We start from the raw sequence: 12,766 nt of genomic DNA on the forward strand, positions 1-12,766 counted from the left end.
TTGTGGCACCTGTGTTAAACCCCCACGCACCCAAACCCCCGGCGCTCCCTGTCGTTGCTCTCCCTTTCGAATTTCTTTTCGAGGCCCCGGGGGGGGGGGGGGCCCGGGCCGCGGGCGGGGCCCACCCCTCGTGTCGTGTCCGCAGCCGTCCCCGGAGGTCCGGAGCCGGGCTCAGCCCTGCTGCCCCGCCCACCAGTCCCGCAGCGCCGAGACCGCCTCGTCGTGCTCCATCGGGCCGTGCTCCAGCCGGAGTTCGAGCATGTGCTTGTACGCCTTGCCGACCTGCGGGCCCGGCGTGAGGCCGAGCAGCTCCATGATCTGGTTGCCGTCCAGCGCCGGGCGGACGGCGTCCAGCTCCTCCCGCTCCCGCAGCTCGGCGATCCGGGTCTCCAGGCCGTCGTAGGTGCGCGAGAGGGCGGTGGCCTTCTTCCTGTTGCGGGTGGTGCAGTCCGAGCGGGTCAGCTTGTGCAGGCGCTCCAGCAGCGGACCGGCGTCGGTGACGTAGCGGCGCACCGCGGAGTCGGTCCACTCGCCGCCGCCGTAGCCGTGGAAGCGCAGGTGCAGCTCGACCAGGCGCGACACGTCCTCGATGAGCTCCTTGGAGTACTTGAGCTCGCGCATCCGCTTGCGGGTCATCTTGGCGCCGACCACCTCGTGGTGGTGGAAGGAGACCCGGCCGTCCGACTCGAAGCGGCGGGTGCGCGGCTTGCCGATGTCGTGCAGCAGCGCGGCCAGCCGCAGGATGAGGTCGGGACCGTCCTGCTCCAGGGCGACGGCCTGCTCCAGGACGGTCAGCGAGTGCTCGTAGACGTCCTTGTGCCGGTGGTGCTCGTCCCGCTCCAGCCGCAGCGCGGGCAGCTCGGGCAGCACGTACCCGGCCAGGCCGGTGTCGACCAGCAGCCGCAGGCCCTTGACCGGGTGCTCGGCCAGCAGCAGCTTGTTCAGCTCGGCCTGGACCCGCTCGGCGGAGACGATGGTGATCCGCTCGGCCATCGCGGCCATCGCGGCGACCACGTCGGGCGCCGGGTCGAAGTCGAGCTGGGCGGCGAAGCGGGCGGCCCGCATCATCCGCAGCGGGTCGTCGGAGAAGGACTCCTCGGGGGTGGCGGGGGTGCGCAGCACCCGGGCCTCCAGGTCGTCCAGGCCGTGGTGCGGGTCGACGAAGCCGCGGCCGGGCAGGTCGACGGCCATCGCGTTGACCGTGAAGTCCCGGCGGACCAGGTCCTCCTCGATGGTCTCGCCGTAGGTCACCTCGGGCTTGCGCGAGGTGCGGTCGTACGCCTCGGAGCGGTAGGTGGTGATCTCGATCAGGAAGGAGCCCTCGGGGGTGTCCTTGCGGGCGCCGACGGTGCCGAAGGCGATGCCGACGTCCCAGACCGCGTCCGCCCAGCCCTTGACCAGCTTGAGCACCTGCTGCGGGCGGGCGTCGGTGGTGAAGTCCAGGTCGTTGCCGAGCCGGCCGAGCAGCGCGTCCCGGACGGACCCGCCGACCAGCGCCAGCCGGTGACCGGCCGCCTGGAACCGGCGGGCGATCTCGTCGGCGACCGGCGACACCCGCAGCAGCTCTTGGAGGCCGAGGGTCTGGGCCTCGCTCAGGCCTGGTACGGCCTGGACGGCGGTGCTGGAACGGTCGGTGCGCGCGGTGGGCTCATTGGCAGTGGACACGGCTCACAAGGGTACGTGCCCCGACAGGTCAACCGCCCGCGCGTTTTGGGCGTCTCACCCCACAGCCCGCAACACTGCACCCCAGGCCGCATCGTTACCATGCCGGTGGACGAGTCTCGGGCACCGGACGGGGGATGCGGTGTCGCGTGCTGCCCCCGTCCGCGGAATCCCCGCGGCAGCGGGGCGGCGACGGCGTCGGGCGAAGAGTTCCAGAAGAGTTCCAGAAGTGTGAAGCGAAGACCGTCGGGCGGACCGCGCCGGACGGCATCGGCAGCGAATCGATCGAGAACGGCGAGGGCGAAGCGAGTGAGTGAGCCGGCACGGCACTCGGGCCTGGGAGCGCACCGACAGCCTGGACGGGCCGAGCGCCCCGCCGAGGGGCGCCATCCGGCCCGTCGGGCCCGCCGGGCGGGCCTGCGCCTGGCCGCCGCCTGCGCGGCCGCCCTGACCCTCTTCACGGCCTCCCCGGCCGGCGCGCTGCCCGCCGGCGGCAACGCCAGGCCGGCCTCCGACTCCTCCGTCACTGCCGAGTACCCGGTGGTGATGACCATCGACGCGCTGAGCCCGCAGGTGGCCGTCCCGAACGGCATCGTGACGATCTCCGGAAACGTCACCAACGCCGGCAAGACGGCGGTCAAGGGCGCCCACGCGGCCGTCCGCAAGCCGTACTCCCTCAAGCCGCTGGACCGGCGCAGCGATCTGGCCAACGTGGCCGGCCGCTCGGTGCCGGACTCGAAGGACGGCGTCGAGCTGGACAGCCCGCAGTACGCCCTGCCGGAGCTGAACCCGGGGCAGAGCCAGCCGTACACCCTGAGCGTCGCGGTGAGCGACCTCGGGCTCTCCACGAGCGGCGCGTACGAGCTGGCGGTGGACGCCTGGGGCGGGACCGCCGACAACCCGCGCGACCGCGCCCTGGGCATCGCCAGGACCTTCCTGCCGTACAACGCGGGCGCCGAGGCGCAGCCCACGAAGGTCACCACGCTCTGGCCGCTGGTGCACCCGCCGGTGATGGCCGCGCAGACCTTCGCCGAGTCCGACCAGAGCATCCCGGTGCTGCGTGACGACAGCCTGGCCGCCGAGTTCGCCCCCGGCGGCCGGCTGTACGAGCTGGTCGACACCGGCGCCAGGCTGAACGGCCTGACCTGGGTGATCGACCCGGACCTGCTGGACACCGCGCTCGCGATGACCAAGCCCTACAAGGTGCAGAAGCCGGGCACCGAGGACAGCGGCAAGTCGGCCAAGGAGGACAACGTCGTCCAGGGCACCGGCTCCGCCGCCGCCGCGGCCTGGCTGGACAAACTGCGGGCCGCCGTCGCCAGGCAGGGCCACCAGGTGGTCTCGCTGCCGTACGCCGACCCGGACCTCGCCTCGATCGCGCACAACGGCGCCGACCTGACCGGGATGACCGTCGCGCTGGGCAAGGCGGCCACGGCCGGCCGGCTGACCGTCGAGGGCCGGCTCGCCGTGGACACCCGCTCCGACGTCGCCTGGCCGTTCCAGGGCTACCTCGACCAGCAGGTCGCCGCCCTCGCCCAGCAGTCGGGCAGCGGGCTGGTGCTGGTCAACGGCGGGAGCATGCCGGAGTCCGACGCGCTCACCTACACCCCGACCGCGGTCCGCCCGATCGGCAACGGGCAGACCGCCGTGGTGGCCGACGAGACCGTCTCCGCGCTCTTCGAGAAGGACCTCGGCAGCCCGCAGGCGCAGACCGAGGCGACCCAGCGCTTCCTCGCCGAGACCTTCGCGATCACCCACGAGCAGCCGCAGAACCAGCGCGCGCTGCTGGTGATGCCGCCGCGCGAGCTGAGCGCCGCCAACGCCAAGGCGCTGGCGAACGCCCTCCAGACCGCGGACGGCAAGTGGATCTCCTCGGTCAAGCTGGACACGGTCGCCCAGTCCGCGGCCGACCCGAAGGCCAGCACCGCCGTCCCCGCGGCCACCGACTACCCGCCCCAGACCCGGGCCTCCGAACTCTCGGCGGCCGACCTGAGCAGCACCGACGACATCCAGCACGACCTGGACACCCTGATGCGGGTGCTCACCCTGCCGCAGCGGGTGCGCGGTCCGTTCAGCGCCGCGATGGTCCGCTCGCTGTCCACCGAGTGGCGCGGGCAGCCGACGGCCGGGAACAGCTACCGCACCGGCGTCACGAAGTACCTGAAGGAACTGACCGAAGCCGTCCAGGTGCCGAAGAAGAACAGGGTCACCCTGGCCGGCGACACCGGTCTGCTCCAGGTCAGCGTCCGCAACGACCTGACCCAGACGGTCACCAACCTGAAGCTGGTGCTCACCTCGGCCCAGCCGAACAGGCTGCGGGTGAGCCGGGAGGAGCAGCTGGTCCTCCCGGCCTCGCAGAGCGTGACCATCCGCTTCAACGCCGAGGCGCACAGCAACGGGGAGGTCGCGATGATCGCCCAGCTGTGGACCACCGGCCCCGACTCCCGGCCGTACGGCGAGCCGCAGCCGTTCCGAGTGGACGTCACCTCGGTGACCAACGGCGTGCTGTACGTCTTCGCGGGCGCCGGCGTCCTGCTGCTGCTGGCCGCGCTGCGCTTCGTGCGCCAGCGCAAGCGGCGCGGCGGGCAGCAGCACGAGGACGGCGACCAGCCGGTCGGGGACGGCCCGGCGGCGGGCGGCCCGACGGGCGGCGCCGCGGCGGACGCGACAGGCCCGGCCTCGGGCCCGGCGGCGGACACCGCGGAGGGCGCGGAACGGGATTCCGGGCAGGATCCCGCCGGGCCCCCCGCACCGGAGGGGACCGGTGGGACGGACGACACCGCTGGTGGCGGTCCCGCACAGACACCGCGCGGCAGCAGCCCGGATGGCCGGGATCGGGCCGCCGGTGATGAGAAGGTTGGTCCTTGATACCGCCGACCCCCCGCACCCCCGGGCCGGCCTCCCCCCACGACAGCGAAGAGGTGACATGACCGGGCGCAGCGAGGAGCGGCCGCCGGGCCGCGGTGAGAGCCGGCCGGGCGCCGAGTCGCCGTCCGGCGACTGGTACGTGGCCGACACCTACGCCCAGGATCCGTACGCCGCGGACGCCTACGGGAACCCGCAGGACGGCCAGGACCCGTACGGTCTGCGGGCCGGTCGGCCCGCAGCGCCGCAGCCGCCGGCCGCCGCGTACGACGTGCCGCCGCAGCTGCCGCCGCAGGGCGGCGGCTACCCGACGCCGGTGCCGGCGAACCCGTACCAGGCCCCGGAGCAGTTCTCGCCCCCGGTGCCGCCGGTGCAGCCCGGCTGGGACGCCCCGGTCCAGCCCGCCTGGCCGCAGGAGCCGGCCCAGGCCGCCGGCGGCCACTGGGGCGGCGCCCAGCAGCCCGCGCCGCAGTGGGCGCCGGGCCCGGCGCACTCCGCCTGGGACAGCGAGACCACCGAGTACGTCGGGGTGGACGCGCTGTTCGGCGGCCACCCGACGCAGGCCGCGGCCCAGCCGCCGGTCCCGCAGCCCGCCCCGCAGCCGGTCCAGCCGCCCGCCCCCGCGGCCGGCCCCGCGCCGTACCCGCCGATGGGCGGCTACCCGGGACAGCCGCAGTACGGCGGCGCTCCCGGCGGGCAGCACCACTTCGTGCCGCCGATCGAGTTCGACCCGCCGCTCTCCGAGGAGGAGGCCACCATGCAGGTGGCCGCCGTCGCGGTGCCCCCGGCGGTCGAGCCTCCGGCGGACGTCCTCGCCGACGAGCAGGCCGCACAGCAGGCGCCCGCGCCCGCCGCCGCACCCGGCGGTGGCGGCAAGGTCGCCAGCCTGCTGAACTCCAGCGCGATCATGGCGGCCGGCACCCTGGTCTCCCGCGGCACCGGCTTCGTCCGGACCATGGTGATCACCGCGGCCATCGGCGTCGTCGTGATGGGTGACTCGTACAACGCGGCGAACACCCTGCCCACCCTGCTGTACATCCTGATCGGCGGCGGCGCGCTGAACGCGGTCTTCGTGCCGCAGCTGGTGCGCAGCATGAAGAACGACGCCGACGGCGGCACCGCCTACGCCAGCCGGCTGCTCACCCTGGTGATGGTCGGGCTCGGCGGCGTGGTCTTCCTGGCGGTGCTCGGGGCACCGGTGCTGGTGCGGCTGATCGCCGAGCCGATGATGGCCAACCCGGAGCGCGCCGACACCACGGTGGCGCTGGCCCGGTACTGCCTGCCGTCCATCTTCTTCATGGGCATCCACGTGGTGATGGGCCAGATCCTCAACGCCCGTGGCCGGTTCGGCGCGATGATGTGGACCCCGGTCCTGAACAACATCGTGGTGATCTTCACCTTCTCCGCCTACATCTGGGTCTACGGCGGGTTCGGCGGCACCCACGTCGCCCCCGAGACCATCTCCCCCGAGGGCGTGCGGCTGCTCGGCCTCGGCACCCTGGTCGGTCTGGTCGTCCAGTCGCTGGCGATGATCCCGTACCTGCGGGGGGCGGACTTCCGCTACCGGCCGCGCTTCGACTGGCGCGGCCACGGCCTCGGCAAGGCCGCCCGGCTCGCCAAGTGGACGTTCTTCTTCGTGCTCGCCAACCAGGCCGGCTACCTGGTGATCACCCAGCTGTCCACCAAGGCGGGCGCCGCCGCGGCGGCGGCCGGACACGGCGGCGTCGGCCTGGCCGCGTTCTCCAACGCGCTGCTGATCTGGCAGCTCCCGCAGGCCGTGATCACCGTCTCGATCATGAGCGCGGTGCTCCCCCGGCTCTCCCGGGCCGCGGCCGACGAGGACGCCGGCGCCGTGCGAGACGACATCTCCTACGGCCTGCGCACCACCGCGGTGGCGGTCGTCCCGGCGGCCTTCCTGTTCCTGTCGCTCGGCCCGGCGATCGGCCGGGCGATCTACGCGGTCGGCGGCAACGACACCGTGCTGGACGACGCCACCAACATCGGTCTGATGCTCTCCGCCTTCGCGCTGGGACTGATCCCGTACTCCGCCCAGTACGTGATGCTGCGCGGCTTCTACGCCTACGAGGACACCCGCACCCCGTTCTCCAACACCGTCTGGGTCGCGGCCTGCCAGGCCGGTTTCGCGGTGCTGTGCTGGCTGGTGCTGCCCGCCGAGTGGACGGTGATCGGCATCGCCTTCGGCTACGGCCTGGCCTACGCCATCGGTGTGGTGGTCGCGATGCCGAAGCTGAAGAAGCGGATCGGCGGGCTGGACACCAAGCGGGTCGGCAGGACGTACAGCCGGCTGGCCGCCGCCTGCGTCCCGGCCGCCCTGGTCGGCCTCGGCGTCAGCCTGGGCGTCCAGCAGGCGCTCGGCGGGTGGCCGGGCAGCGTGGCGGCCCTGGTCGCGGCCGGCGGCCTCCAGCTGGCGGTCTTCGTGCTCGTCGCGAAGCGGCTGCGGATCGAGGAGCTGAACTCCATGCTGGGCATGGTCCGCGGCCGGCTGGGCCGCTGACCGACCGACGACCGGCCGGACGAGCGGACGCCCTGACCGGGCGTCAACCGGAGCCCGCAGGGCTCCCGCGCTCGTCCGGCCGAGTGCTGGATCGCCGGTTCGTTCGGGTCCGCCCGACCGCCGGATGGCGACCCGGTGTCGGATCTGCACCACATCTCTCCACCCCGGGCAACCGTGCGGGCCCCTCAGCGGTCGTACCAGGTGGAGAAGAGTGGGCACAATTGTCCTGGAGCACGGGGCCGTCAACCCCGGCACTCCAGCGACTCTCTCGGGGCGACACAAGGGGAGGCAGGACCACGGTGGCTGATGGCACCAAGGCGGTCGTCGACACGTCAGCAGCTGACGCGGCGGCGGACGAGGCCGCGCTGGCCGCGGCGATCGACGAGCTCGCGGGCTCGGACGACGCCGGCGAGAGCGCCTCCACGGAGGCCGGCAAGGGCACCGCCGCTGTCGCCGCCCCCGGGAGCACCGACGCTGACGGGACCGACGACGACGTACGGGCCACCGGTCCCGAGCCCGCCGTCGGCGAGGAGACCTCGGAGATCACCGCTCCGCTCTCGGTCCAGGAGATCCGCGCCGAACTGGCCGCCGGCCCGCCCCGGAAGAAGCCCGCTCCCGAGCCGGCCCGCCCGGCTCGCCGCCCCACCGACCCGCAGCCCACGGTCGACCCGCGCGACACCGCCACCCTCCCGCGCACCCTCCCCGCCCCGGCGCGCCGCAGCGGCGACATGATCGGCCACCGGTACCGGCTGGAGGAGTGCATCTCCCAGACCGAGACCTTCAGCAGCTGGCGCGCCGTCGACGAGAAGCTGCGCCGGGCCGTCGGCGTCCACCTGATGGCCTCCGGCCACCAGCGGGCCCGCAAGGTGCTGGCCGCGGCCAAGTCCGCCGCCCTGCTCGGCGACCCGCGCTTCGTCCAGGTGCTGGACGCCGTGCACGAGGGCGAACTGGTCTACGTCGTAAGAGAGTGGCTGCCGCACTCCTCCGACCTGGCCAGGCTGCTCGCGAACGGCCCGATGGAGCCGCACGAGGCGTACCAGATGGTCCGCCAGGTCGCCGACGCCGTCGCGGCCGCCCACCGGCGCGGCCAGGCCCACCTGCGGCTCACCCCGCGCTGCGTGCTGCGCACCGACAGCGGCCAGTACCGGATCAACGGCATCGCGGTGGACGCCGCCCTGCGCGGGCTGCCCGAGGAGGAGGCCGAGGACGCCCAGCGGGCCGACACCCGTGCGATCGGCGCGCTGCTGTTCGCCGCGCTGACCCACCGCTGGCCGTACCCCGAGGACCGCTACGACCTCCAGGGCCTGCCGAAGGGCCTCCAGAACGCCGCGCCGGACCAGGTCCGCGCCGGGGTCCACCGGGGGCTGTCCGACCTTGCCGCGCGGTCCCTGTTCGACCACCCGCCGCACCACGCCGAGCCGATCACCACCCCGGAGGAGCTCGTCCGGGCGATCGCGCGGCTGCCCAAGATCCGCCAGCCCGAGCCGGAGCTGCCCGCCTTCCAGGCCCCGCCCCGGCACAACACCCACGCCCTGCCCACCGCGCCCAACCCGACCCGGGTCGCCGACAACACCGTCGCCCCGCTGCCGGCCTCCTCCCGTCCCACCTCCTCCCGGCGCACCCGGCGGCGGCTGCGACGGGTGGTCAGGGCCACCGCCTGGACGGTCGCGCTGGGCGCGATCGGCGTCGCCTCCTGGCAGTTCGTCGGCTACCTGCACAACAACAGCCCTGCCGCCGCCTCCACGGCCCCCTCGACCGGCGGCACCTCGCCGAGCCCGCAGGCCAGCACCCACAACCCGGGGCCGATCGCCATCAAGGGCGCGCAGTCGTACAACCCGCTGGGCGACGGGACCGAGGGGAAGGACAGCCCCGCGAAGGCGGTCGACAACGACCCGAACACGGTCTGGACCACCCAGTGGTACGCCGACCAGTTCGGCACCAAGCCGCCCGCCCTCAAGTCGGGCACCGGCCTGATGATCGACCTCGGCTCTCCGCAGGCGGTCTCCTCGGTGAACGTCCAGTTCGTCGGGGAGCACACCGCCGAGCTTCGGGTGCCCACCGCGGCCTCCGCCGCCAACCCGATGCAGGCATCGCTGGAGGGTTTCACCGTCGTCGGCAAGAAGAGCGGGCCCAACGCCGAGTACACCCTCGAATCGCCGGTCACCACGCGCTACCTCTTGCTCTGGCTGACCGCCCTGCCGAAGGATGGCGGCGGACGGTTCACCGGCCAGGTCGCCGAGGTCAAGGTCTCCGGCTGACCGGGCCGGCCGGCCCGGCACGACTGCGAGGGGACAAGGGGTGACGGTGGCGGACGACGACGCGGCGCTGCTCGCCCGGCACGTCGCCGGCGATCCCGAGGCCTTCGGCCTGCTGGTGAACCGCCACCGCGACCGGCTCTGGGCGGTCGCCCTGCGCACCCTGGCCGACCGCGAGGAGGCCGCCGACGCCCTCCAGGACGCCCTGGTCTCCGCCTTCCGCTCCGCGGCCGGCTTCCAGGGCCGCTCCGCGGTCACCACCTGGCTGCACCGGATCGTGGTCAACGCCTGCCTGGACCGCGCCCGGCGCACGGCCACCCGCCGCACCGCCCCGCTCGACGAGGACCCGCAGCGGCTGGACGCCCTGCTCGGCGCCGCCGAACCGGCCGACTCCCCGGTGGTCAGGGCCGAGCTGCACCGCGAGCTGACCGCGGCGCTCGCCGAGCTGCCCCCCGAACAGCGGGCGGCGCTGGTCCTGGTCGACATGCAGGGCTACCCGGTCGCCGAGGCCGCCGAGCTGCTGGGCGTCCCGGTGGGCACCGTGAAGAGCCGCTGTGCCCGCGGCCGGGCCCGGCTGCTCCCCCTCGTCCGGCATCTGCGCGACCGGGATGTTTCACGTGGAACACCGGCCTCCCCCGGCTCGGCCCCGCCGGCCCGCCGGGAGGCCCCGGGGAACCCGAAGGGCCCCGCCACCGTCACAGGGACGGGCCCGAGCAGCGGTCGGACGATTCTGGAAGGAGACGCGAGCACCCGATGAACGCCCACCTCTCCTCCCCCGGACCCGCCGACGACCACCCTCCGGTCGAGCAGCTGGCCGACCTCGCCGAGGGGCTGATCGACTCCCCCGGCACCGTCGGGGCGCTGCGGCGCCACCTGGACGGCTGCGCCGAGTGCCGGGAGACCGTCGACGCGCTCACCGAGGTCGGGGAGCTGCTCGGTGACGTCCCGACCGAACCGATGCCGGCCGACGTCGCCGCCCGGATGGACGCGGCGCTGGCCGAGGCCGCCGCCGGAACGGACCGGGAGGCCGTCGAGCGGCCTCAGGAGGCCCCCGCGGCCGTCCGCGGGACCGAGGCCCCGGCACGGCCCGTACGCTCCGCCGCGACGCCCCCCGCGCCCTCCTCCGGCCTCTCCTCCGGCCCTCCGTCCCGGCCCGCCGGACGGTCCGGCTCGGCCACCGGCCCCGGCCGCGCCCGCCGACGGCGGTTCGCCCTGCTGCTCGGCGCGGCCGCCGCCCTGGCCGCCCTCGGCCTCGGCGGGGCACTGCTGCCGCACCCCGACGGCAGGTCCGACGCGGTGACGGTCGGCGCGGGCGCCCCGAGCGCCCCGAGCGCCACCGCCGACGACCACGGCGCCAGGACCCCGCACGCGGCGGGCGCCGGCACCGACTACCGCGAGGACGGACTCGCCGCCCGGATCCAGCAGTTGCTGGCCCGCTCGGAGACCGCCCCGGGGCTGCGGGCCACCGAACCCGCCCGGTCCGAGGGCGCCCCGCCCGCCGACGGCCCCCTCCCCTCCCCCTCGGGGGAGGCCTGCCCGCCGCTCGCCGACGGCACCCCGCTGGCCACCGACCGGGGCGGTTTCCACGGCGCCCCGGTCGACGTCCTGGTCTACCCGCTGCCCGGCCGGCCCGGCTTCGTCGACGTCTACCTGCGCTCCCCCGACTGCGGCCCGGTCCTCCTCCACCAGGCCGTTCCCAGCCACTGACCGACGGTTCCCATGCGATCCACGCCGACGGCGGCACGCCGCTTCCGGACTCCGGGCGCCTGGTACTGATCCGCCTGGGAATGCGAGAGACTGGTCAGTCGTTGTCCCGGGCGGCGGAGCAGGACCGCCCTCCCCGCAGCAAACGCGGGTCGCGATGCGAACCAGGAGAAGCAGTGAGCGACGTCCGTAACGTGATCATCATCGGTTCCGGCCCGGCCGGGTACACGGCCGCGCTCTACACGGCCCGTGCCTCCCTCAAGCCGCTGGTCTTCGAGGGGGCCGTCACCGCCGGTGGCGCGCTCATGAACACCACCGAGGTCGAGAACTTCCCGGGCTTCCGGGACGGCATCATGGGCCCCGAGCTGATGGACAACATGCGGGCCCAGGCCGAGCGCTTCGGCGCCGAGCTGATCCCCGACGACATCGTCGCGGTCGACCTCACCGGCGACGTCAAGACCGTCACCGACTCCGAGGGCAACGTTCACAGGGCGCGCGCCGTGATCGTCACCACCGGTTCCCAGCACCGCAAGCTCGGTCTGCCGAACGAGGACAAGCTCTCCGGGCGCGGCGTCTCCTGGTGCGCCACCTGCGACGGCTTCTTCTTCCGCGACCAGGACATCGCGGTGGTCGGCGGCGGCGACACCGCCCTGGAGGAGGCGACCTTCCTCTCCCGCTTCGCCAAGAGCGTCACGATCATCCACCGCCGGGACAGCCTGCGCGCCTCCAAGGCGATGCAGGAGCGTGCCTTCGCCGACGAGAAGATCCGCTTCGAGTGGGACAGCGCGGTCGAGGCCATCCACGGCGACCCGAAGCTGAGCGGCGTCACCCTGCGCGACACCACCACCGGCGAGACCCGCGAGCTGGCCGTCACCGGTCTGTTCATCGCGATCGGCCACGACCCGCGCACCGAGCTCTTCAAGGGCCAGCTGGACCTCGACGCCGAGGGCTACCTGAAGGTCGAAGCCCCCTCGACCCGGACCAACATCCCCGGCGTGTTCGCCGCCGGCGACGTCGTGGACCACACCTACCGCCAGGCCATCACCGCCGCCGGCACCGGCTGCTCCTCCGCCCTGGACGCCGAGCGCTACCTGGCCTCGCTGGACGACCTGGAGGCCAAGGCCGCCGCCGTCGCGGTCTGACCTCCTCCCGCTCCACCCCGCGGGGGTGTTCCACGTGAAACACCCCCGCCCCGGCCGGGCAGAAACAGAACGGGCCCACCCGTTGTTCTCCCGACAGCAGCCCCCTCCGTCCGATCCCGAGGAGTTCCCGTGGCCGGCGCCACCACCACAGTCACCGACGCGACGTTCGAGAACGACGTCCTGAAGAGCGACAAGCCCGTCCTGGTCGACTTCTGGGCCACCTGGTGCGGCCCGTGCCGCCAGGTCGCCCCGGTCCTGGAGGACATCGCGGCCGAGCACGGCGACAAGCTCACCATCGCCAAGCTCGACGTGGACACCAACCAGCAGACCGCCGCCCAGTACAACGTCATCTCGATCCCGACGCTGATCGTCTACAAGGACGGCGAGCCGGTGAAGTCCATCACCGGTGCCCGTCCGAAGGCCGCGCTGCTGCGCGAGCTGGCCGAGTTCATCTAGGCCTTCCGGTCGTCGACCGCACGGCGGCGGGGGGCCCCGCCGGGGGGGGCCCCGCCCCCCCCGGGGCCCCCCCCCGTCCCCCCGGCCGCCCCCGGGCCGGCCGGCCCGGGCCCCGCAAGAAGGGCCGCACCGCCGGCGCCTGGCGCCCGCCGCCGACCCGCCCCGCC

The 12,766-nt window shown here is 74.2% G+C and carries 8 protein-coding genes; 7 read left to right on the forward strand and 1 reads right to left on the reverse strand.

The window, feature by feature from the left end; translation table 11 throughout:
• Window positions 1-171: 171 nt before the first annotated feature.
• Window positions 172-1,596 carry a CCA tRNA nucleotidyltransferase gene (locus ACIQOW_RS08185; RefSeq protein ID WP_401081368.1) on the reverse strand — a complete coding sequence of 475 codons (1,425 nt, stop codon included), beginning with the start codon at window positions 1,594-1,596 and terminating at the stop codon, window positions 172-174.
• Between the two features lie 375 nt (window positions 1,597-1,971).
• On the opposite strand from ACIQOW_RS08185, the gene ACIQOW_RS08190 reads away from it, so the two are divergent.
• From ACIQOW_RS08190 to trxA, 7 genes are all read left to right on the forward strand, one after another.
• Window positions 1,972-4,530: a DUF6049 family protein gene (locus tag ACIQOW_RS08190; protein WP_401081039.1), complete on the forward strand. Its 2,559-nt coding sequence runs from the start codon at window positions 1,972-1,974 to the stop codon at window positions 4,528-4,530.
• 58 nt (window positions 4,531-4,588) lie between these two features.
• Window positions 4,589-7,042 (forward strand): murein biosynthesis integral membrane protein MurJ, encoded by a 2,454-nt coding sequence (gene murJ / locus ACIQOW_RS08195; protein ID WP_401081041.1) that lies wholly within the window; start codon window positions 4,589-4,591, stop codon window positions 7,040-7,042.
• Between the two features lie 299 nt (window positions 7,043-7,341).
• Entirely contained in the window at window positions 7,342-9,300 is a 1,959-nt protein-coding gene (locus ACIQOW_RS08200) for a protein kinase family protein (protein WP_401081044.1), read from the forward strand.
• 46 nt (window positions 9,301-9,346) lie between these two features.
• Window positions 9,347-10,054: an RNA polymerase sigma factor SigM gene (gene sigM / locus ACIQOW_RS08205; RefSeq protein ID WP_401081047.1), complete on the forward strand. Its 708-nt coding sequence runs from the start codon at window positions 9,347-9,349 to the stop codon at window positions 10,052-10,054.
• Window positions 10,051-11,004, forward strand: coding sequence for a hypothetical protein (locus tag ACIQOW_RS08210; RefSeq protein WP_401081050.1), 954 nt, complete (start codon window positions 10,051-10,053; stop codon window positions 11,002-11,004). Before sigM ends, ACIQOW_RS08210 begins: the two co-directional genes overlap by 4 nt.
• A 173-nt stretch (window positions 11,005-11,177) precedes the next feature.
• Entirely contained in the window at window positions 11,178-12,143 is a 966-nt protein-coding gene (gene trxB, locus ACIQOW_RS08215; RefSeq protein ID WP_401081053.1) for a thioredoxin-disulfide reductase, read from the forward strand.
• A 129-nt stretch (window positions 12,144-12,272) separates the two neighbouring features.
• A complete protein-coding gene (trxA, locus tag ACIQOW_RS08220; protein ID WP_188297695.1) occupies window positions 12,273-12,599 on the forward strand; it encodes a thioredoxin in 327 nt (108 codons plus the stop codon).
• The last annotated feature ends 167 nt before the right edge of the window (window positions 12,600-12,766 follow it).

This window comes from Kitasatospora sp. NPDC091335, from assembly GCF_044757205.1.
Taxonomy (GTDB): Bacteria; Actinomycetota; Actinomycetes; order Streptomycetales; family Streptomycetaceae; genus Kitasatospora.

Bases quoted from the DNA above. Each gene is read 5' to 3' on its own strand.
- murJ (WP_401081041.1), top strand. From the start codon at position 4,589: ATGACCGGGCGCAGCGAGGAGCGGCCGCCGGGCCGCGGTGAGAGCCGG.
- ACIQOW_RS08210 (WP_401081050.1), top strand. From the start codon at position 10,051: ATGAACGCCCACCTCTCCTCCCCCGGACCCGCCGACGACCACCCTCCG.